The following is a 19,745-nucleotide window of genomic DNA, read 5'->3' on the forward strand; positions in this document are numbered from 1 at the left end:
CGCCCCCTGCCAGAACCAGTCCCCCAGGCATTCCGACTCTAAGCAGGACTGGCGTACGGCGGAAGGGCTACTCGTCGTCCTCGTCGGCGCCGGGGCGTTCGGCCCAGGGGGTTTCCTTGGCGGGGCGGACGACGATGAGTTTGTCGCCGGCGGCCAGGACCGAGACGTTCGAGTCGTAGTAGCGGTGCACCTTGCCGTCGCGGACCACGGACACGACGCGGTCGGGTACGGCGGACGGCGGCTTGCCGACCTCGCGGCCGAGGACCGGGCGCTCGGCGACCTCGAGACCTTCGCCGTACGTGAGGAGATCCTCCATCACCTCGCCGAGGTTCGGGCTGACCGCGGACAGGCCGAGCAGCCGGCCGACCGCCTCGGACGAGGTGACGACGGCGTCCGCGCCGCTTTGCCGGAGCAGCGGCACGTTGTCCTCTTCGCGGACCGCGACCACGATGTGCGCGTCCGCATTAAGTTGCCGCACCGCCAGCGTCACCAGGACGGCCGAGTCGTCCCGGTCGGTCGTCACGATCACCTCGCGTGCGGTCATCACCTCGGCGCGACGCAGTACCGTCCGGTTGGTCGCGTCGCCGTGGAACGCGGCCATCTGATCGTTGCCCGCGTCACCGATCGCCTGGGCCCGCGGGTCGATCACCACGATGCTGTCCCGCTTCACCCCGTTGCTGATCAGCGTCTGCACGGCGGCGCGGCCCTTGGTGCCGTAGCCGACGACGATGGTGTGGTCCTTCATCCGTTTCCTCCAGCGCGTGTCGCGCATGATCCGGCGACCCTCGTTGGCCAGCACTTCCAGTGTCGTACCAACCAGAACCACCAGGAACGCGATCCGCAACGGGGTGACGATGAAGGCGTTCACCAGCCGGGCGGTCGGTGTCACTGGAGTGATGTCGCCGTACCCGGTCGTGGTGAGCGTGACGGTTGCGTAGTAGATGCTGTCGATCAGCCCGACTGTGCCGTCATAGCTGTCCTTGTACCCGTCACGGTCGACCACCACGATCAGCACCATCAGGGTCAGCAGCCCCAGCGCGACCAGAAATCGGCTGAAGAGCTGAAAGAGCGGCGAGCGAGTGCTCGCGGGCAGGTTGACCAGCAGGCCGTGCGGGTTGCGGCCGGTGGGAAGGGGTGGCACGGTTCAGACGATATTCCACCGGCGGCCGATCCACTGCATGCGACAGGCTCCGGTCGGTCAGTGCGACACTCACCATCAGACTGTCGCCGTCCCGAATCACCCGGGACCGCATCCGCAACCGCTCGAGGGTGCGGAGCATCGCGTGGTTCTCCGGCTGCACCATGCAGACCACCCGGTCGGCGCCGAGTGCGCGGGCCTCACCCACCACCTGGCGCAGCAGCCGCAGCCCGAGTCCCTGTCCCTGCCAGCCGTCCTCGACCAGTACGGCGACCTCCATCGTCGTACTGCCCAACTCCTCCCACGGCGCGGCCGTCGCCATCCCGATCACGGCGTCGTCGACGCACGCGACGATCGACACGCCGCCGGCCGGCGCGGACAGGTGCCGCGCGGTGCGGGAGGTGAGCTTCGGCATCGGCACGTGGTACCGCCGGGTGCGGCTCTCGTACGAGCACCGCTCGTGCATCGCGACGACCGCGTCGGCGTCCTCGACGGTCGCGGTTCGCAGTTCGGGTACGCCGCCGCTACCGGGCCGCGGGCCCTCCGGCGTGTCGAGTCGCTCGGCCAACCGCCCGGCGATCTCGACCAGCACGTCCGCGCGGGCCCATTCGGCCGGCGTGTACTCGTCGAACCCCTGCAGGTTGCCCAGCTCGTCGTCGACCGACACCGGGTCGTCGATCAGCTGCAGTACGGCGCGCAGGTACCGCGTCGGCGCGTCATGGAGTACGTCGGCCTGGCACGGGCGGACCGTCGTACGGCCGCAGCCGGCCTCCGCGACCAGCGCGGTCAGGTCGTCGGCGGTCCAGCCGACGCCGGTCGAGACGACCAGCTCGTCGACCGCGCCGGTCTCGGAGGTGAAGACCTCCAGGTGAAGGATGTTGATGTCGTCCGCACCACACCGTGCAGCGAGTTCGGCCAGCGCACCGGGCCGGTCGGCGAGTTCGGTCCTGATCTTCCAGAGCATGCGGACGCCCTCCCTCGTGGAAACGTCCTTCCACTGTGCGTCCCGCCTGTTGCCCGGCCGGGTCCGGAATGTTACGCCCGCGTCAACGTTTCCGGCGGACCTTCGGCAGGATTTTCTGCTTGCGTGCGGCCAGGGCGACGGCGGATTCGCGCTTGTCGAGGTCCGCGTGCCGCAGAAGCTCCGGATAGCTGCTCTGGGGTACGGCGGGGTACGTCGTCACGATCGCGTCGCCGGAGAACACGAAGAAGATCGCCCGGCCGTCCTTGATCACCTTCAGCAAGGAGCCGTCGCGCACGGTCAGAGCGTGCTCGACCGCCTTCCGGCGCGCGGTCCGCTTCGCCCAGGCAGCCTGAACCGCCTGCTGCGCGGGCTCCCGGCCGTGCCGGACCGCCTCGACGACGAGCGGCCCGTACCGCACGCCGTACTTCACCAAGTTCTTCGCCAGCTTCCCACTCCGGCCTGCACCAGCCGCTCCACCCGCTCCGCCCGCCATACGTCGAGCGTACTGACCGGACCGGGTCGGCATGCGGAGGTTCCTGCGGTCAGGCACCATGGAGGCCGTGAGTACCCCCAATCCGCGCCGGCCGATCCTGCCCGGTAACAAGCTGTTCGAGTCGCTGCCCGGCGCCGCCGATCCGGCGACCGTGACCGAGGCCGCGCACCGGACCGCCGAACTGCTGGTCCGTGGGGTGCGCAAGTCCGAGGACACCGAGGTGCACGCCCGGGTGGTGAAACTCGCCGACGAATACGGTCTCGACGAGCTCGCCGAACTCTGGTCCGACTCCCCCGCCGACTCGCTGCCGGGAGCGCTCTGGCGGCTGTACGTCCTGCGGTCCTGGGTGCACTCGAACGCCGAGGCGGTGTCCCGCGAGTTCGCCGGCGGCCGCAAGTACGCCGAGGTGCACGCGGTCGTCGCGGGTGTCGCCGAACCGCCCGGTCCGGCCGAGGTGCGGGACATGGTCGACGCCGTACTGCGGGGTGTCGCGACCGGTGACTTCGCGACCACCCTGGAGCGCGCGGCCGCGTTCGCGCGGATCGTGGCGACCGGCCGGGCGCATCTGGCCGACGACGGCCACGAGCAGGTGCTGTCTGCGTCGAAACTGGTCGAGACCGCTGATCAGCTGCAGACCGCGGCACGCGCCGAACGCGCCGGAAACCTCTGGTAGTTGCGTCCGGCGTCAACCGGTGTTATGGCGTCTCGCGGCCTGGAATCCCCACAGGACAAGGGGTTTGAGCACCCGCTACACTGTTCGATGTGTCGGGCCGGTGCAAGCCCCGGGTCCCAAATTAAGCCGCTACGAGCGGCCACGCGCCGTGAGGCGCTTCCCGGTCCGGCACCCTTCACTCCCCGCAGGCTCAGGGTCCAGCCCGGGAAAACCCCCTATCGATCTGTCCGGAACACGGGCAGACTCGACACGAAGTTGTTGACCGGTCGACTGGGGGGCCGCTGATCAGCCGGGGAGGGCGATCGGCCATGGAGGGGACAGTCTCAGTTGTGCACGCGAAGGGTGTCGTGCGCGTGTACGGCGAAGGTGACACCGCGGTCCGTGCGTTGCACGGAGTGGACGTGGAGATCGAACCCGGGCAGCTGACGGCGGTGATGGGGCCGTCGGGGTCGGGAAAATCGACGCTGATGCACATCCTGGCCGGCCTGGACCGGCCGACGTCGGGCTCGGTCATGATCGACGGCATCGAGATCACGACGCTCGGCGACGACGCGCTCACCAAGCTCCGGCGTCAGCACATCGGCTTCATCTTCCAGTTCTTCAACCTGCTGCCGATGCTCAGCGCGCGGGACAACATCGTGCTGCCGCTGACGATCGCCGGTGAGAAGGCGGATCCGGAGTTCTTCGACAACCTGGTCGAGCGGGTCGGTCTCGCCGATCGCCTCACGCACCGGCCGGCCGAACTGTCCGGCGGTCAGCAGCAGCGGGTCGCGATCGCGCGGGCCCTGGTGTCGCGGCCGACCGTGGTGTTCGCCGACGAACCCACCGGCAACCTCGACTCCCGGACCAGCGGCGAGATCCTCGACCTGATGCGGTCCTCGGTCGAGACGTACGGGCAGACGACGGTGATGGTGACGCACGACGCCAAGGCGGCCGCGATGGCCGACCGGGTGCTGTACCTGGCCGACGGCGAGATCGTGAAGGAGACCGGGCGGTCCAGCCAGCACGAGATCCTGCAGATCATCGACACGCTGGACCTGCAGTGATCAAGTTCGCGCTGCAAGGACTGCTCGCGCGCAAGCTACGGACGGCGCTGACCGCGATCGGCATCGTCCTCGGCGTCTCGCTGATCTCCGGCACGTACGTCCTGACCGACTCGATCTCCAGTGCCTTCGACTCGATCTTCAGCCAGAACTACAAGAACACCGACGCCGCGATCACCGGGAAGCCCGCGTTCGACCTGTCCGACGACGGGACCCAGACGGCGCCGCCGTTCGCGGCCGACGTACTGCAGAAGGTCCGCGACCTTCCGGAGGTCGGCGCCGCCGACGGAGCCGTCACCGGCGAGGCGCAGCTGATCGGCAAGGACGGCAAGGCGATCGTCTTCGGCGGTGCACCGAACCTCGGCTTCAGCGTCGATCCGTCGCTGCCGCAGTTCAACTCGCTCAGTCTGGTCAAGGGCGACTGGCCCGGAGCCGACGAGGTGGTCATCGACACGAAAACCGCCGCGGAGAAGGGCTTCCAGGCCGGCGACACGATCGGCGTCCAGGCCCGCGGCGCGGTGGAGCCGATGCGGATCGCCGGGCTGGTCAGTTTCGGGGCGGTCTCGTCCATCGGCGGCGCGACCCTGGCCGGTTTCGACCTCGGTACGGCGCAGCGGCTGTTCGACAAGGCCGGGAAACTCGACCAGATCCTGATCGCCGCCAAGCAGGGCGTCGACCGGCCGCAGTTGCTGGCCGCGGTCCAGAAGATCCTGCCGCCCGCGACCCAGGTCCGCAGTGCGGAGGACCAGGCCGCCGAGGACGCCGCCGGGACGAGCGAGTTCCTGGGCTTCCTGCAGACCTTCCTGCTGGTCTTCGGCGGGATCGCGTTGTTCGTCGGCTCGTTCGTGATCGCGAACTCGCTGTCGATCACGATCGCCCAGCGGACCCGTGAGTTCGCGACGCTGCGGACCCTCGGCGCCGCGCGCAAGCAGATCCTCGGCACGGTCGTCCTCGAGGCGCTGGTGACCGGCATCGTCTCGGCCGTCGCCGGGTTGTTCCTCGGGCTCGCGATCGCGACCGGGCTGTTCAAGCTGTTCGACGCGATCGGTTTCACCCTGCCGAACAACGGCCTGGTGTTCCGGACACGGACCATCGTCGTCGCGCTCGTCGTCGGCGTCGTCGTGACCGTGCTGGCGAGTCTGCGACCGGCCATGCGAGCAACGCGCGTACCGCCGATCGCCGCCGTCCGAGAAGGTGCGACTCTGCCGCCCGGGCGGTTCCACCAGTATCGGTCGGCAGGTGCTGTCGTGGTGGCCGTGGTGGGCATCGGGACGATCCTCGTCGGGCTGTTCGTCGACGGTCTGGCGACCAGGACGCTGCTGATCCTGCTCGGTCTCGGCGTCCTGTTGCTGTTCGTCGGCATCGCGTCGTTCTCAGCGCGACTCGTCCGGCCGATGGCCGCCGTGTCGGATCCGGTGGCGCGCTGGTCGGTCGTCGTACTGACGGCGATCGCCTGGCCGTTCGTTCTGTTCCCGCTCTGGCTGATCCGCCGGTTGTTCCGGCGGCCGGCCGAGTTCCCCGGCGTACTCCCCGACGGCCCAGCGGTCACGCTCGGTGGGCAGAACAGCCGGCGTGACCCACGCCGTACGGCGTCCACCGCCGCGGCCCTGATGATCGGGCTCGCACTGGTCACGCTGGTCGCCACGCTCGGCGCCGGGATCATCAAGCCGTTCGAGGACGCGGTCGACAAGATCTCCAGCTCCGACTACGCGCTCACCGCGCAGAACAACTTCAGCCCGTTGCCGCCGACGGTGGCCGCGGCGGCCGAGAAGCTGCCGGGGGTGACCGAACTGACGAGTGTCCGCGCCGGGCAGGCCAAGGCGTTCGACAAGACGATCTCGGTCACCGCGATCGACGAGACGGCGCCCAAACTGCTCCGGTTCGACTGGCGCTCCGGATCCCAGGCGTCGCTGTCCGAGCTGGCGGCGAACGGCGCGATCGTCGACTCCGGCTACGCGGACGAGCACTCGCTGGCGCTGGGCTCGACCTTCCAGATGCAGACAGTGACAGGAAAGCTGCTGCAGCTCACGGTGCGCGGCATCTTCAAGCCGCCGGCGGGCGGGTCGCCGTTCGGCAACGTGACGATCTCGACCAGCACCTTCGACTCCACGACCACGCAGCCGCAGAACCTCTACAGCTTCCTCAACATCGAAGGCGGAGTGAACTCGGCGAACACCGCCGCGCTGAACGCCGCCCTGGCCTCGTTCCCGAACGCCAAGGCCGTGACCATCGAGCAGTTCAAGGACAACCAGACCGACGGCATCAAGAGCCTGCTGAACGTGCTCTACGTGTTGCTGGCGCTGTCTGTCCTGGTGAGCCTGTTCGGCATCGTGAACACCCTCGTCCTGACCGTGTTCGAGCGGACCCGCGAACTCGGCATGCTGCGCGCGATCGGCCTGACCCGCGGGCAGGTGAAACGGATGATCCGCCAGGAGTCCGTGATGACGGCGCTGATCGGCGCGGTGATCGGGATCGTCCTCGGCCTGGTTCTCGCATCCTTGCTAGCTGCGCGGCTGGACGAGATCAGCTTCACGGTTCCGGTCGGCCAACTGGTCGCCTTCGCCGTCGTCTCGGTCGTCGTCGGCATCGTCGCCGCGATCTGGCCGGCCCGGCGCGCGGCGAAACTCGACCCGCTCGAGGCACTCCAGTACGAGTAGTTCTACGCACGATCCCTAACCCTTGGCGCTGTTAGCGTCGCTGGCTGTGAAGCGAATCGCCGCCCTAGCGCTGGTCGTCGTACTGGCCGGATGTTCGACCGTCGAGTCCAAGGACATCCGGACCAGTGGGATCACCGCCAACTACGTCGTCACGCTGCCCGAAACGGCCGGTGCGGCGAGCGTGAGTGCGTCGTACCGCGTCGGCACGCTCACCTTCGTCGAGCTCGGCGACGGTGAGTCGGTCACGTCGTCCGGCGGCGGCAAGGACGTCAAGCTCAAGCATCACCGCTCCGCCGGGGTCACCGACTACGACGGTCGGCTGGACGGCGTGGTCGACGCGGGGACCGAGATCACGTTCAACCTGACCCGCGGGAAGGACGACGACTCCGCGCCGCGGTCCACGGTGAAGCTGCCCGAACGCGTGCGGCTCACCGCTCCCCTGGCCGGTACGACGTACTCGCGTCGGGCCGCGATCCCGGTCCGCGTCGACACCCAGCCGTCCGAGCAGCAGTCCATCCTCACCTGGGCCGGCGAATGCATCCAGACCGGCAGCCTCGAACTGGAACCTGGCCGTACGTCGGTCAGCATCCCCGCCGGCTCGCTCCGGCCGGTCACGGGAACGCCGACGCCCGGCGTCAAGCCGGCCACGACCTGCCCGGTCGACGTCACGCTGACCCGGCGTACCGAAGGCACGCTGGACGAGGCCTTCAAGGACGGCCACATCACTGCGGAGAGTCAGTCGGTACGACGGATCACCTCCGCCCCCTGAGCCGTCAGTAGCCGTCTGGTAACCGGTGGTCCACTTGGTGGCTACCTTTGCGAGGACATGGGTATGCCTGTGCACGACAGCCTCGGCTGTGTCCGCCCACAAACCCCTCCGGAAGGACCCCCTCATGCGCCGCCTTCCCCGCGCACTCCTCCCGTGCGCGCTGATCGCCGGACTGCTGCTTCCGGCCGCCCCGGCCGCCGCCACCCGCGGTGACTTCGACATCCAGGCCCACCGCGGTGGTCTCGGTCTGACCGTGGAGAGCACGATCGCGTCGTTCTCGCACGGTCTCGAGCTCGGCGTCAGCACGCTCGAGCTCGACGTCCAGATCACCCAGGACGGGTACGCCGTGGTGACCCACGATCGCAAGGTCACGGGCAGCAAGTGCCGCGACACCGCGCCGTACACGCCGGGCGATCCGGAGTACCCGTACGTCGGCAAGTTCGTCAACACGCTCTCGCTGAACCAGGTGAAGCAGCTCGACTGCGGCTCGCAGACGCTGCCGAACTTCCCTGGCCAGCAGCCCGATCCGGGTGCCCGGATGCCCGAGCTGCGGGACGTGTTCGCGCTCGTGCACCGTTTCCACGCGTACGGCGTGAAGCTGAACGTGGAGACCAAGGTCGAGGCCGGCGCGCCGTCGGAGACCGCGCCGCGCGAGCAGTTCGTCCAGGTGGTCGCGCAGGAGATCCGCAAGGCGAACATCGCCCGGCAGGTGACGATCCAGAGCTTCGACTGGGGTTCGCTGATGCGGATGCGCCAGGTGATGCCGAAGCTGCCGCTGGTCGCGCTGACGAACTACGACTTCCTCCAGGTCGGCCAGCCGGGCAAGTCGCCGTGGCTGGGCGGCATCGACATCGACGACTTCGGCGGTGACCTGGTCAAGGCGACCAAGTCGTTCGGCGCGGCCGCGATCTCGCCGGTGCACGGTTTCCCGCAGGACGGGAAGGTCACCGACCCGACGTACAAGCCGTATGTCACCGCCGAGATGGTGAAGTCGGCGCATCGGGCCGGGATGAAGGTGATCCCGTGGACCGTGGACGACCCGGCGACGATGCAGTCGCTGATCGACAAGGGCGTCGACGGGATCATCAGCGACTACCCGGACCGGGTGCGGGACGTCGCGCGGGCCAACCACTTCAAGCTGCCGAAGTCGTACGACGCTCCGGCGGTCCGGGCGCTGCCGTCGGCGCACGCGCACAACGACTACGACCACCGGCGGCCGTTGCAGGACGCGCTGGACCGTGGGTTCAACAGCGTCGAGGCGGACGTGTGGCTGATCGACGGTGAGCTCCGGGTCGCCCACGACCTGGCGGACGCCAAGCCCGGCCGCACGCTGGAGAGCCTGTACCTGAAGCCGCTGGCCGACCGGGTCCGCGAGAACCACGGTCAGGTGTACAGGCGCGGCGGCGGATTCCAGTTGCTGATCGACATCAAGAGCGACGGACCGTCGACGTACGCCGCGGTCGACAAGGCGCTGGCGAAGTACCGCGGGATCAGCACGATCTTCGTCGACGGACGGGTGTTCACGGGCGCTGTCACCTCGGTCATCAGCGGCAACCGCCCGCTGGACGACATGAAGGCGCAGAAGCTCCGCTACGCCGGGTACGACGGACGCCTCGCCGACCTGCCGTCCGGGATGCCGGCGTCCTTGATGCCGCTCGTCAGCGACAACTGGACGAACGTGTTCACCTGGCAGGGCGTCGGTCCGATGCCCGAGAACGAGAAGACCAAGCTGCACGACATCGTGGTCAACGCCCACCACGCCGGCTACAAGGTCCGCTTCTGGGCCACCCCCGACGTACCGGGCGCCGCCCGCGAGGCCCTGTGGCGCGAACTCGTCGCCGCCAACGTCGACTACATCAACACGGACGACCTCCACGGCTTGGAGGACTTCTTGCGCGGCTAGAGCTTGACCTCCGTGAGGGCGGTAAAGTCTCCGCCCTCACGGAACGCCTTGCGTTGTTTGACCGCACCATTGCCGTCTGTGAGCGCGCGGTCGAGTCCATCGTCAACCAGGTCCAGTGCGTCGAGCTCTAGCAGCGCTGGTTCGACATGCCGTCGCAGGCGGTCCAAGATCTCGGCCATCGGAAGTGGTTCGGCCGTGCGGACGTCCAGGCCGTTCGCGGTGAGGCCGTCGCGGGCAGCCAGCCAGTACGCCGCTCGCAGTACCTCAGGCTCGATCTTCGGGCCCTGGCTGCCGTCCTCCAACGCCGTCATCACCAGTGCACGAACCAGCGTGGCCAGGAGCACGGTCTCGTCAATGGTCAGTGGCACGTCGCTGACCCGCACCTCCACCGTCGGTAGGTGCGACGACGGGCGGATGTCCCAATAGACCATCCGCTCGTCGATGAGCGTGCCCGCGGCCAGATGCATGCTCACCAGAGCGTCGAAGTGTTCAGGCGACTCCAGGTACGGCGGTGGCCCGGCACACGGCCAGCGAGTCGTCATCAGCCACCGCCAGCTCGCGAAGCCGGTGTCCCGGCCCAGATAGATCGGGGAGTTCGCCGTGAGGGCCAGGAGAGCCGGAAGCCATGGCCGTACGTGGTTGCTGGCTCTGACGGCGGCGGGCTTGTCCGGGACCTCGACGTGGACGTGGCACCCGCAGACGCCCTGTTCGCGCGCCAGCAGCCCCCACCGCAGCGCCAGCTCCTGGTAGCGCGCCTTCCTGGTGATCGGCTGGGCCGCCTCGCCCTGCGGAGGCACCGCGATCGCCAGCAATCGTGCGCCCTCCTCGGCCGCGGCGTCGGCGAGTTTGGCACGCAGATCCGTCAGGTGCCCCCGCAACTCAGCCGCTGTTGTGCACACCGGTGAGTTGATCTCCACCATGGCGCGCGTCAGCTCCAGCTCTACGTCTGGCAGGTCCGCGACAACTGCCTTGCTGCGTGGCAGCGGATCACCGGTGGCGGATACCAGCAGTAGCTCTTCTTCTACTCCGAACGACGGAACCCTCACGCCGCCCAGGTACCCATGGCCTAAGCTCTCCGGCGTGAGTTTGCCTGTTGTCACCGCGACCCGGTACGTGCTGCCGTTGCGTGAGGGAGGGTCGTTGCCAGGAGTTGTCGAGGGCAACGACCTCGGCACGTACGTGATCAAGTTCCACGGCGCCGGGCAGGGCCCGAAGGCACTGGTCGCCGAGGTGATCGTCGGTGAGCTGTTCCGCCGGCTCGGTCTGCGGGTGCCGGAGCTGAAGCTGATCGAGCTCGACCCGGCGATCGGCAAGTCCGAACCGGACTTCGAGATCCAGGAACTGCTGATCCGCAGCGCCGGGCTGAACCTCGCCGTGGACTTCCTGCCGGGCTCCTTCGGGTACGACGGATCGGCCGGCAACCCCGGTGACGACGCGATGGCCCGGATCCTCTGGCTGGACGCGTTCGTCGCCAACGTCGACCGGTCGTGGCGGAACACGAACCTGCTGGTCTGGCACAAGAACCTGTGGCTGATCGACCACGGGGCCGCGCTGTACTTCCACCACTCGTGGATGTCCGCGGAGAGGTTCGCTTCGCTGCCGTACGACGCCTCCGACCACGTCTTCTCCGTTGCGATACCTGGTGTGGCGAAGGTGGATGCCGAGCTGGCTGCGGTGATCACGCCGGAGCTGCTGACCGAGGTGATCGGGCTCGTGCCGGACGAGTGGCTCGGTGAAGGCGACCGGGAGCGGTACCTGGGTCACCTGCTGGCACGGTTGGAGAACCGGCCCGCTTGGGTGCCGGGAGGTGTTTCATGAAGCCTTTCGACTACGTGATCCTGCGCGCCGCGCCGCGCATCCAGCGGGGCGAGTTCATCAACGTGGGCGCAGTGCTCTACTGCCGAGCCCTGGACTACCTCGGTGCCGGGTGGGACGTTCAGCCAGAGCGCCTGCGAGCCCTGGACCCAGCTGTCGACGTCGAAGTCGTCTGCGCGGCGCTCGACCAGATCCGTGCGATTTGTGCGGGTGAGCCGGCTGGTGGGCCGGCAGCGGGCACCACGATCAGCGAGCGGTTCCGGTGGCTCGCTGCGCCCCGCAGTACCGTCGTACATCCCAGCCCGATCCACAGCGGGATCACCGAGGACCCCGCCGCGGATCTGGAACGGTTGCTCGATTCCTTCGTTCGTTAGGCCTCAAGCGCGGTCGACACGACCTCGCGGGCCTGTTCGAAGACCTGCTTCAGGTGGTCGGCGCCCTTGAAGGACTCGCCGTAGATCTTGTAGAGGTCTTCGGTGCCGGACGGGCGCGCTGCGAACCAGGCCGACTCGGTGGTGACCTTCAGCCCACCAATCGCCGCGTCGTTGCCAGGAGCGTGCGTGAGCCGGTCCACGATCGGCTCACCGGCCAGCTCGGTCGCGGTGACCGCATCTGCCGACAGCGCGGCCAACTTCGCCTTCTGGTCACGCGTGGCCGGTGCGTCGACCCGCGAGTACGCCGAGGCACCGAACCGCTCCACCAGCTTGGCGTGGGCCAGTGACGGCGTCTCACCGGTCACTGCGGTGATCTCACTCGCCAGCAACGCCAGCAGGATCCCGTCCTTGTCCGTCGTCCACACCGTGCCGTCGAAACGCAGGAAGCTCGCACCGGCCGACTCCTCTCCCCCAAAGCCGACCGAGCCGTCCACCAGACCAGGGACGAACCACTTGAAGCCGACCGGTACCTCCCACAACCGCCGGCCAAGGTCCGCGACCACACGGTCGATCAGCGACGACGAGACCAGCGTCTTGCCCACTGCGACGTCAGGACCCCACTGGCGGTTGCTGAACAAGTAGGAGATCGCGACGGCCAGGTAGTGGTTCGGGTTCATCAGTCCGGCGTCCGGCGTGACGATGCCGTGCCGGTCCGCGTCCGCGTCGTTCCCGGTCGCCACGTCGTACTTGTCCCGCTGCGCGACCAGCGAGGCCATCGCGTACGGCGAGGAGCAGTCCATCCGGATCTTGCCGTCGTGGTCCAGCGTCATGAACGACCAGGCCGGGTCCACCCGCGGGTTCACCACGGTCAGGTCGAGATCGTGCCGTTCGGCGATCGCGGCCCAGTAGTCCACGCTCGCACCGCCGAGCGGGTCGGCGCCGATCTTCACGCCGGCGTCGCGGATCGCCGCCAGGTTCAGTACCGACGGCAGGTCGTCGACGTAGTGCCCGACGAAGTCGTAGTTCCCTGCCTCCTCACGGGCCTGCTCGAACGACTTGCGGCGTACCTCGCGGTTGTCGCCCGCGATCAGCTGGTTGGCCCGGTTCGCGATCCAGCTGGTCGCGTCGGAGTCGGCGGGGCCGCCGTGCGGCGGGTTGTACTTGATGCCGCCGTCGCGCGGCGGGTTGTGCGACGGCGTGATGACGATGCCGTCCGCGTCGGCGCCCGCGCCGCGGTTGAGCCGCAGGATCGCGTGTGACACCGCAGGCGTCGGCGTGAGCCGGTCAGCGCTGTCCACCAGCGTCTGGACGTCGTTACCCGCCAGCACCTCGAGCACAGTGCGCCAGGCCGGTTCCGAGAGGCCGTGGCTGTCCCGGCCGACGAGCAGCGGACCCGTCGTACCCTGGCCGGCCCGGTACTCGCAGACGGCCTGCGTGATCGCCAGGATGTGCGCCTCGTTGAAGGCGCTGTCGAGACTCGAGCCGCGATGTCCCGACGTACCGAAGACCACCTTCTGGGCCGGGTTGTCCACGTCCGGGGTGAGGTCTCCGTACGCCGCCAGCATGGCGTCGACGTCGACGAGGTCCTCGGGCTGTGCTGGCTGGCCTGCGCGTGGGTGCATGACCACATGCAACCACAAGACGGTCAGCCGCTGTACGGCGTGAGCAGCTGGTCCACAGGCGCGTAGTCGTCGGTCAGCACCGGGGCGTCGCCGACGAAGCCGTCCGGCCGGTCGAGGACGTCCATCGACGGTTCGAGATGGCTCACGATCGCCGGTACGTCGATCGGCTTGTCGGACGCCGCCACCACGAAGTTGCCACCGCTCTGGCCGGACAGTTCGTCCTTGCGCGCGATCACGGCGACGTACGGGAACACCGCCTGCGCTGTCTTGATCTCGGCCTTCGCGAACTTGGCAGCGCCGTAGTCGATGACGTTGACCAGGTAGAGGCCGTCCGGTCGCAATACCCGTCGTACGTCGGCCACCAACTCGCGCGTGGTCAGGTGCCAGGGCACGGAGAGCCCGCTGAACGCGTCCATGAGGACCAGGTCCCGGCTGTCCGTCTCTTCGTCACGTACGCCGAGCCGGCCGTCCTGCACCGTGACCTCCAGATCCGGTCCGGTCACGACGCCGAGCTCCCGCTTGTCGAGCTCCACCACGGCTTTGTCGATCTCGTACACCTGGTGCTTGCTGCCGGGCCGCGTCGCCGTCACGTACCGCGTCATGGTCAGACCGCCGCCGCCGACGTGCAGTGCGTTCAGCGGCCGTCCCTCGGCCCACGTGCCGTTGATGGCGGCCGCGAAGCTCTTGATGTACTCGAACTCCAGGTAGGTCGGATCCTTCAGATCGACGTACGAGTGCCGCGCCTGGTCGAGGTACAGCGTCCGCCCGCTCTCCCGGTTCGGATCCGCCACGACACGAGCGCAGTGGTACGCCGTCTCGACCTCACACGGCCGTGGCGCGACGATGGTCAGCGTGGCGCCGACGACCGCGAGAGCGACCGGCTTCACCGCTGCCTGCACACCACGCAACAAGAAGGTCAGTGCGGCTCCGACGACGACCAGTGTGGCGCCCAGGGTCAGAACGATCGTGCTGATCGGAACGGTCGCGACGAACACGAACCCGGTCAGCACAGTGCCGACAATGCCGCCGACGGTGGCGTAGGCGGACAGCCGGCCGACGACCGTACCGGTCTGCGCCAGCGTGTCCAGTCGTAGCTTCGTCACCATTGGTGTGACGGCGGCGAGGAGGGACGCGGGCGCGAAGAGCGTGACGGCGAGGACGAGAAACACCAGCTCGCTCGCGCCTCCCCGGAGCGCTTCGCCCGTCCAGCGGACCACCGGGAGAACCAGCATCACCAGCGCCCCGGCGAGCAGGAACAGCGGGCCAAGCGTCCGCTGCGGCGGCGCAACGTCCGCGAAGCGGCCACCGAGCGCCGCACCGGTCGCGATCGCCGCCAAGGCGACTCCGATGACCGCGGTGTTCGTCTCCAGCGTCAGGCCGATGTACGGCGCTACCAGCCGAAGCGAGACGAGCTCCAGCACCATGACGGCGGCCGAACTCCCGAACGCCAGCGCAATCGCCAGCTTCTGGCCAACCGGCCCACCCTCACCCATGTGCACCCAGGTAACCCTATAGAACGGTTAGACCTCGTCGAGCCGGGCGATCAGGGTCTTCGGGGCGATCTGGCGGTACGCCGTCTCGACGAGGTCCTCGAAATGGCCCCAGTCCACCTCGACGTCCAGGTACACGCCGAGCCAGCCGCGGTGACCGACGTACGGCGGCCGGTAGAAGTGTTCGGGGTCGTCCGCAACCAGGGACTCCTGCACACCAGGTGGCGCGGCCATCCACACACCGAGGCGGTCGTCGTGGTGGTGGTCGGCGTACATCACGAAGGTCTTCTTGTCCCGGACGAACCACGTCGGCTCACCATGACTCGGCCGCTCGGTCACCTCGGGCAGTGCGAGGCACAGACTGCGTACGTGCTCCAGAACGTCCATCTACTCAGTGTCGCGGACCAGGGATCACTACACCTGTCTCATACGCATAAACGACTGCCTGTGCACGGTCACGCAGGTCCAGCTTGGTCAGGATGTTGCTGACGTGCGTCTTCACGGTCTGTCACCCGGCACCTGGTAGAGGACTTGCCAGGCGGCCGGCCGCCGGCACGATAGTTGCCGGAAGCACCCACCTGCGCGTCCCCTGCAGCAGGAGCGTCTGCAGCGCCGCAATGCCGCGCAGCGCGAACAGGAACAGGAACACGCACGGTACGGCGAGCCCCCAGAACGGCCCGCGTACCACTGCCAACACCGTCAGCAGCATCACGAACCAGCTCGTCAGTCCGAGCACCGCACTGGGCAATCCGTACCCGAAGGTCCGCGCATTGCTCATCGACTGCACATCACCTGCACCGAGCCGACGCCACCGCCGCGCTGCGGTCTCCTCCTCGCCCAGCATCGCGTCCGCCATCGTCGTCTCCTCGGTCTCAAGTCCTGAGATCGAGGCTAGGAATTCCCGGCCGTCCGCACCTCCAGCCGCGGAGCCAAACCGGGACCAGTACCTCGGTAGGGGGTCGACTGTGATCCAGGTCACAGTGACCACGATGCGTGTCGCGGCGTTACACGGTCAGTGCCGAACGGTGTGCTACGCAGCCGTCGGCGCTGGCGGTGAGTCCAACAGGAGGTACTCGGACACCATGCGCATGCGGAACCTGGCTGTGACCGCCACGCTGACCCCGGTTTTGCTGCTTCCCGGCTGCGGCAACGAGGCCGACAGCAATGTCGCCGCCGCATCCCCGGCGGCGCACAAGGCGGCCCGGACCACGACCACCGACGAGGCGGTCGGCACCGACGACCCCGTGCTGAACGCGTACTACTCGTACCGCACCGCGCTCGACGTGATGATGCGCAGCGGCGGCAGCAAGACCAAGCAGCTGGAGCCGGTGATGACGCCGGCGATGTTCCAGGCGATCAGCGCGCAGGCGAAGTACTTCCGGACCCGCAAGCTGCACAACATCGGCAACACCAAGGTGCTGTGGGCGAAGCGCACGCTGGCGGCCAACGGTGTCATCGTCAGCGCCTGCTACGACACCTCCTCGGCGCGCACCGTCAACGTCCGCGGTCGCGGCGTACTCCCGAACACCACCCCGACCCGCTGGCTCGACCAGATGCGCGTCCTCAACCAGCAGTCCGGCTGGATCGTCGACGGCGGCACCACCACCCCGAACGCCTGCTGAACCCCTCGGCTTTATGGCAGTGGGATCACGATTGCGCGATCCCCGGATTCCCCCCGCGCACGCCCGGGCAGACTCACTGACAAGTGCCGGACTAGGTCGAGGGGTCCACCGATGATCGACACGAGTATTGGGCGTTGGCTGCCGTTCCTCGGCCGCCGCCGTACGCCGGAATCGCTGCGGCCACGCGGTACGAGTTCCCGGATCAGCCGGCTCGCGGCGCAGTACGACGTCGAGGTCGACGCAGCCCTGCAACGTCTGTGGCCGAAGGCGCGGATCTACCACGACCGCGAGTTCACCCGGGACCGCGCCGACTTCCTGCTGGTGGTCCGCGGCCGCGGCGTGATGATCGAGACCAAGGTCAAGAGCGACCCCGGTCTGTTCCGCGGCTCGACACTCCCGCCGCTGCTCGACCGGCTGCAGCGCGACGGCCGGCGTCTCGTCGTACTCGTGAACCAGGGCGACCCCTCACCGGCTCGCGACCTGATCAGCACCAAGCTCGGCGACAAGGGCCGCATCGTGGTCTGGTCCGGCCCGCACGACGACACCGAACTCCGCGAGGCGGTCGAGTCACTCCTCCAGCAAACCACCCGCCACGCCTGACCCCAGGCCCCGCAGCGGAGGCCTGGGGCAGACAGTCAGGCGTTCTTGATCGCCGAGACCTCGAGCTCCAGCGTGACCTTCTCGCTGACCAGTACGCCGCCGCCCTCGAGCGCCGCGTTCCAGCTCACACCGAAGTCCTTGCGGTTGATCACGACCGAGCCCTCCAGGCCGAGGCGCTGGTTGCCGAACGGGTCGGTCGCCGACCCGGTGTACTCCAACGTCACGTCGACCGACTTGGTGACACCGCGGATCGACAGGTCGCCGGTCACCACGAACTCGGCGTCGCCGGCCGCCTTCACCGCGGTCGACACGAAGGTGATCTCCGGGTTCTCGTCCATCGCGAGGAAGTCGTTGCTGCGCAGGTGCTCGTCACGCTGGCTGTTGCGGGTGTTGATGCTCTTCGCCTGGATCGTCACCTTCCCGGACGAGTTCGCCGGGTTCTCGCCGTCGACGTGGAACGAGCCCTCGAACTCGTCGAACGCGCCCCGGACCTTGGTCACCATCGCATGCCGTGCACTGAAGCCGATCCGGGTGTGGGAGGCGTCGAGGGTGTAGTCACCGGTGAGCGCGGCGTACTCGCTGGACATCGCGGATTCCTCCAGGAAGATAGTTGAAGTTTAGATAGTACAGAGTTCACCCTTAACGCTCAGAAGTCCACCCCCCACCCGGCGTGTCCGAGTCGTGGACGCGATCTCTCCGGTCAACGGCCCGCAGAACCGTTGCCTGCAGCAACGGAGTTAACCGGTTGCGCCGGACCGGGCCGGGCTTGTCTCATGGGTGGTCGAGGATCGGAGGACCGTCGTGGAACCGCTCAGCGCCGAGGACATCAGGCGCTCGTTCGTCAATTCGTCCAAGAGCCAGGTCAAGAAGCTGGCGCTGCCGCCCAGCTTCACTGAGCTGCCCTGGGAGTCGCTGGACTTCCTCGGCTGGCGCGACGGCAAGGCGCCGAACCGCGGGTACGTCGTCGTACAGCGGGACGCCGGCGTCACCGGGATCGCGGTCAGCACCCAGACGTCGGGCGCCGCACGCCGGTTCGCCGGACTGTGCGACCTGTGCAACACCGCGCACCACGTCAGCGACGTCGCGTTGTTCGTGGCCCGGCGAGCGGGTTCGGCCGGGCGGGAGGGGAACACGGTCGGGATGTACATCTGCGCCGACCTGGCCTGTTCGCTGTACATCCGCGGGCTGAAGGACCTCGACCTGCCGCAGGGCGAAACCGTCGGCCCGGACGTCCGGGCGAAACGTCTCGCGACTCGCCTGGAGAGTTTCGTTCAACGCGTCCTCGCCTGACGTCCGGAGCACTAGGCTGTTGGTGCACAAATCGGCCCGGGGAACACCAGGGAGAGCGCGATGACCGACTTCCGGATCACTCACGAGATCCACCAGACGCACCCGGACATCCGCGAGCGGCTCACCGCCACCACGATCGAGGCGATCAACGAGTCCAGCGCCCGTTCCGCCGAGGACGCGGCCCGGGTCCTGCGCCACAAGCTCGGCGAGATCGGCGTACAGATGAGCGACGACGCCTGCCTGTCCGCGATCGAACGCATCCGCTCCGGCAAACAACTCCGCTTCGAGATCGAACCCCTCGACGACGAGGACTGAGGCACAACGTTCCTCGAGTCGTGGATATCGGCCGCCGAACGCAGCCTCGATCCACGACTCGACGTTCCGGTGGTCAGCCAAACGCCACGACTCGGCGCGGTCCCAGACAATGCAGCGGGTCTCCGCGACAGGGCCGCCCGGAGAGGGGGTTATCCCCTCGTGTGCAGGGTTCTCCCCTTGCACAGCAGTAGAGAACCCCCAACGCGACGGGATAACCCGTCGCCTGCCCGACGGGCGCAGCGGACCGGCGCGGCGGGCGGTGGGGCGGGCGGTGGTCGGGCGGGCGGTGGTGGGGACTGGGGACAGGCGGTGGGGACTAGGGACAGGTAATACCAGGTGCCGACCCTCCATTACCTGCCGCACGACCCCTGGGTCCGGGCTGATAGCACCCACCCATCGGACCGGAGAGCTGGGCAACCCTGCATCGCGGGGTGACCGATAAGGTGTGGGGCGTGGAGCTTGTTGAGTTGGGACGTCGGGTCCATGCGACCGCACATCTGACCGGGGAGTTCCTGCTCCGGTCCGGGCAGACGACGACGGAGTACTTCGACAAGTACCGGTTCGAGGCGGATCCGGTGCTGCTGGACGAGGTGACCGCGGCGATGGTCCCGCTGATCCCGGAAGGCACCGAGGTACTGGCCGGGCTGGAGATGGGCGGCATCCCGGTCGTCACCGCGCTCGGGCGGCACACTGGCCTGCCCTGCGCGTTCGTCCGTAAGCAGGCGAAGCCCTACGGCACCTGCCGGCTGGCCGAGGGCGCCGAGACCAAGGGCCGCCGGGTCACGATCGTCGAGGACGTCGTCACCACCGGCGGCCAGATCATCCTGTCGACCAACGAACTCCGCACCCTGGGCGCAACCATCACCGACGCCCTCTGCGTCATCAACCGCAACCCCACCACCCCAGACGCCCTCACCCAGGCCGGCCTGACCCTCCACGCCCTGCTAACCCCCGACCACCTCAGACCAACCGCCTGA

General features: G+C 68.2%; 21 protein-coding genes and 1 pseudogene. 12 read left to right on the forward strand and 10 right to left on the reverse strand.

Annotated features, from left to right (window positions below; genetic code table 11):
• Nucleotides 1–67 precede the first annotated feature (67 nt).
• The 3 genes from OHB24_RS39280 to OHB24_RS39290 form a co-directional block, all read right to left on the reverse strand.
• Entirely contained in the window at nucleotides 68–1,018 is a 951-nt protein-coding gene (locus tag OHB24_RS39280) for a potassium channel family protein (RefSeq protein WP_327636031.1), read from the reverse strand.
• Nucleotides 990–2,102: a GNAT family N-acetyltransferase gene (locus OHB24_RS39285; protein ID WP_327636032.1), complete on the reverse strand. Its 1,113-nt coding sequence runs from the start codon at nucleotides 2,100–2,102 to the stop codon at nucleotides 990–992. The genes OHB24_RS39280 and OHB24_RS39285 overlap by 29 nt, the downstream gene beginning before the upstream one ends.
• Nucleotides 2,103–2,184: 82 nt before the next feature.
• Nucleotides 2,185–2,595 carry a hypothetical protein gene (locus OHB24_RS39290; protein WP_327636033.1) on the reverse strand — a complete coding sequence of 137 codons (411 nt, stop codon included), beginning with the start codon at nucleotides 2,593–2,595 and terminating at the stop codon, nucleotides 2,185–2,187.
• Between the two features lie 58 nt (nucleotides 2,596–2,653).
• On the opposite strand from OHB24_RS39290, the gene OHB24_RS39295 reads away from it, so the two are divergent.
• The 5 genes from OHB24_RS39295 to OHB24_RS39315 all read left to right on the forward strand — a co-directional run bounded on the left by OHB24_RS39295 (nucleotide 2,654) and on the right by OHB24_RS39315 (nucleotide 9,640).
• Nucleotides 2,654–3,268: a hypothetical protein gene (locus OHB24_RS39295; protein ID WP_327636034.1), complete on the forward strand. Its 615-nt coding sequence runs from the start codon at nucleotides 2,654–2,656 to the stop codon at nucleotides 3,266–3,268.
• Between the two features lie 329 nt (nucleotides 3,269–3,597).
• A complete protein-coding gene (locus OHB24_RS39300; RefSeq protein ID WP_442913939.1) occupies nucleotides 3,598–4,314 on the forward strand; it encodes an ABC transporter ATP-binding protein in 717 nt (238 codons plus the stop codon).
• Nucleotides 4,311–6,968, forward strand: a complete 2,658-nt coding sequence (locus tag OHB24_RS39305) for an ABC transporter permease (protein WP_327636036.1) — start codon at nucleotides 4,311–4,313, stop codon at nucleotides 6,966–6,968. Before OHB24_RS39300 ends, OHB24_RS39305 begins: the two co-directional genes overlap by 4 nt.
• 46 nt (nucleotides 6,969–7,014) lie before the next feature.
• Nucleotides 7,015–7,737 (forward strand): hypothetical protein, encoded by a 723-nt coding sequence (locus OHB24_RS39310; protein ID WP_327636037.1) that lies wholly within the window; start codon nucleotides 7,015–7,017, stop codon nucleotides 7,735–7,737.
• Between the two features lie 124 nt (nucleotides 7,738–7,861).
• Nucleotides 7,862–9,640, forward strand: coding sequence for a glycerophosphodiester phosphodiesterase family protein (locus tag OHB24_RS39315; RefSeq protein WP_327636038.1), 1,779 nt, complete (start codon nucleotides 7,862–7,864; stop codon nucleotides 9,638–9,640).
• Here the strand turns inward: OHB24_RS39315 and OHB24_RS39320 are convergent.
• Nucleotides 9,637–10,686: a carboxylate-amine ligase gene (locus tag OHB24_RS39320; protein ID WP_327636039.1), complete on the reverse strand. Its 1,050-nt coding sequence runs from the start codon at nucleotides 10,684–10,686 to the stop codon at nucleotides 9,637–9,639. The genes OHB24_RS39315 and OHB24_RS39320 overlap by 4 nt on opposite strands.
• A gap of 34 nt (nucleotides 10,687–10,720) precedes the next feature.
• Between OHB24_RS39320 and OHB24_RS39325 the strand changes: the two genes are divergently transcribed.
• Nucleotides 10,721–11,458, forward strand: coding sequence for a HipA family kinase (locus tag OHB24_RS39325; protein ID WP_327636040.1), 738 nt, complete (start codon nucleotides 10,721–10,723; stop codon nucleotides 11,456–11,458).
• Nucleotides 11,455–11,829, forward strand: coding sequence for a DUF3037 domain-containing protein (locus OHB24_RS39330; protein WP_327636041.1), 375 nt, complete (start codon nucleotides 11,455–11,457; stop codon nucleotides 11,827–11,829). Before OHB24_RS39325 ends, OHB24_RS39330 begins: the two co-directional genes overlap by 4 nt.
• Here OHB24_RS39330 and pgm read toward each other — a convergent pair.
• The 5 genes and pseudogenes from pgm to OHB24_RS39355 form a co-directional block, all read right to left on the reverse strand.
• Nucleotides 11,826–13,451: a phosphoglucomutase (alpha-D-glucose-1,6-bisphosphate-dependent) gene (pgm, locus tag OHB24_RS39335; protein WP_327636042.1), complete on the reverse strand. Its 1,626-nt coding sequence runs from the start codon at nucleotides 13,449–13,451 to the stop codon at nucleotides 11,826–11,828. The two genes, OHB24_RS39330 and pgm, sit on opposite strands and share 4 nt — an antisense overlap.
• A 23-nt stretch (nucleotides 13,452–13,474) precedes the next feature.
• Nucleotides 13,475–14,944: a fused MFS/spermidine synthase gene (locus OHB24_RS39340; RefSeq protein WP_327641160.1), complete on the reverse strand. Its 1,470-nt coding sequence runs from the start codon at nucleotides 14,942–14,944 to the stop codon at nucleotides 13,475–13,477.
• 27 nt (nucleotides 14,945–14,971) lie between these two features.
• Nucleotides 14,972–15,328 (reverse strand): MmcQ/YjbR family DNA-binding protein, encoded by a 357-nt coding sequence (locus OHB24_RS39345; RefSeq protein WP_327636043.1) that lies wholly within the window; start codon nucleotides 15,326–15,328, stop codon nucleotides 14,972–14,974.
• A gap of 4 nt (nucleotides 15,329–15,332) precedes the next feature.
• Nucleotides 15,333–15,446 (reverse strand): annotated as a pseudogene (locus OHB24_RS39350) (response regulator transcription factor); the annotation flags it as partial.
• 3 nt (nucleotides 15,447–15,449) lie between these two features.
• Nucleotides 15,450–15,797 (reverse strand): hypothetical protein, encoded by a 348-nt coding sequence (locus OHB24_RS39355; protein ID WP_327636044.1) that lies wholly within the window; start codon nucleotides 15,795–15,797, stop codon nucleotides 15,450–15,452.
• A 226-nt stretch (nucleotides 15,798–16,023) separates the two neighbouring features.
• Between OHB24_RS39355 and OHB24_RS39360 the strand changes: the two genes are divergently transcribed.
• Nucleotides 16,024–16,563: a hypothetical protein gene (locus tag OHB24_RS39360; RefSeq protein ID WP_327636045.1), complete on the forward strand. Its 540-nt coding sequence runs from the start codon at nucleotides 16,024–16,026 to the stop codon at nucleotides 16,561–16,563.
• A gap of 111 nt (nucleotides 16,564–16,674) precedes the next feature.
• On the forward strand, nucleotides 16,675–17,163 hold the full coding sequence (locus OHB24_RS39365; RefSeq protein WP_327636046.1) for a hypothetical protein: 489 nt from the start codon (nucleotides 16,675–16,677) through the stop codon (nucleotides 17,161–17,163).
• 35 nt (nucleotides 17,164–17,198) lie between these two features.
• Here OHB24_RS39365 and OHB24_RS39370 read toward each other — a convergent pair whose 3' ends face one another.
• Nucleotides 17,199–17,750, reverse strand: coding sequence for a YceI family protein (locus tag OHB24_RS39370; protein ID WP_327636047.1), 552 nt, complete (start codon nucleotides 17,748–17,750; stop codon nucleotides 17,199–17,201).
• A 214-nt stretch (nucleotides 17,751–17,964) separates the two neighbouring features.
• On the opposite strand from OHB24_RS39370, the gene OHB24_RS39375 reads away from it, so the two are divergent.
• The 3 genes from OHB24_RS39375 to OHB24_RS39385 all read left to right on the forward strand — a co-directional run bounded on the left by OHB24_RS39375 (nucleotide 17,965) and on the right by OHB24_RS39385 (nucleotide 19,745).
• Nucleotides 17,965–18,453 (forward strand): FBP domain-containing protein, encoded by a 489-nt coding sequence (locus tag OHB24_RS39375; RefSeq protein ID WP_327636048.1) that lies wholly within the window; start codon nucleotides 17,965–17,967, stop codon nucleotides 18,451–18,453.
• 60 nt (nucleotides 18,454–18,513) lie between these two features.
• Nucleotides 18,514–18,768 (forward strand): hypothetical protein, encoded by a 255-nt coding sequence (locus OHB24_RS39380; protein ID WP_327636049.1) that lies wholly within the window; start codon nucleotides 18,514–18,516, stop codon nucleotides 18,766–18,768.
• A 452-nt stretch (nucleotides 18,769–19,220) separates the two neighbouring features.
• The gene (locus OHB24_RS39385; RefSeq protein ID WP_327636050.1) at nucleotides 19,221–19,745 is read left to right on the forward strand and encodes an orotate phosphoribosyltransferase; all 525 of its coding nucleotides are present in this window, start codon (nucleotides 19,221–19,223) and stop codon (nucleotides 19,743–19,745) included.

This window comes from Kribbella sp. NBC_00482, from assembly GCF_036013725.1.
Taxonomy (GTDB): domain Bacteria; phylum Actinomycetota; class Actinomycetes; order Propionibacteriales; family Kribbellaceae; genus Kribbella.

Coding starts and splice junctions, on each gene's coding strand:
- OHB24_RS39360 (WP_327636045.1), top strand. CDS start 16,024: ATGCGCATGCGGAACCTGGCTGTGACCGCCACGCTGACCCCGGTTTTG.
- OHB24_RS39295 (WP_327636034.1), top strand. CDS start 2,654: ATGGAGGCCGTGAGTACCCCCAATCCGCGCCGGCCGATCCTGCCCGGT.
- pgm (WP_327636042.1), bottom strand. CDS start 13,451: ATGCACCCACGCGCAGGCCAGCCAGCACAGCCCGAGGACCTCGTCGAC.
- OHB24_RS39345 (WP_327636043.1), bottom strand. CDS start 15,328: ATGGACGTTCTGGAGCACGTACGCAGTCTGTGCCTCGCACTGCCCGAG.
- OHB24_RS39280 (WP_327636031.1), bottom strand. CDS start 1,018: ATGGTGCTGATCGTGGTGGTCGACCGTGACGGGTACAAGGACAGCTAT.
- OHB24_RS39370 (WP_327636047.1), bottom strand. CDS start 17,750: ATGTCCAGCGAGTACGCCGCGCTCACCGGTGACTACACCCTCGACGCC.
- OHB24_RS39380 (WP_327636049.1), top strand. CDS start 18,514: ATGACCGACTTCCGGATCACTCACGAGATCCACCAGACGCACCCGGAC.
- OHB24_RS39355 (WP_327636044.1), bottom strand. CDS start 15,797: ATGGCGGACGCGATGCTGGGCGAGGAGGAGACCGCAGCGCGGCGGTGG.
- OHB24_RS39330 (WP_327636041.1), top strand. CDS start 11,455: ATGAAGCCTTTCGACTACGTGATCCTGCGCGCCGCGCCGCGCATCCAG.
- OHB24_RS39340 (WP_327641160.1), bottom strand. CDS start 14,944: ATGGGTGAGGGTGGGCCGGTTGGCCAGAAGCTGGCGATTGCGCTGGCG.
- OHB24_RS39285 (WP_327636032.1), bottom strand. CDS start 2,102: ATGCTCTGGAAGATCAGGACCGAACTCGCCGACCGGCCCGGTGCGCTG.
- OHB24_RS39315 (WP_327636038.1), top strand. CDS start 7,862: ATGCGCCGCCTTCCCCGCGCACTCCTCCCGTGCGCGCTGATCGCCGGA.
- OHB24_RS39290 (WP_327636033.1), bottom strand. CDS start 2,595: ATGGCGGGCGGAGCGGGTGGAGCGGCTGGTGCAGGCCGGAGTGGGAAG.
- OHB24_RS39365 (WP_327636046.1), top strand. CDS start 16,675: ATGATCGACACGAGTATTGGGCGTTGGCTGCCGTTCCTCGGCCGCCGC.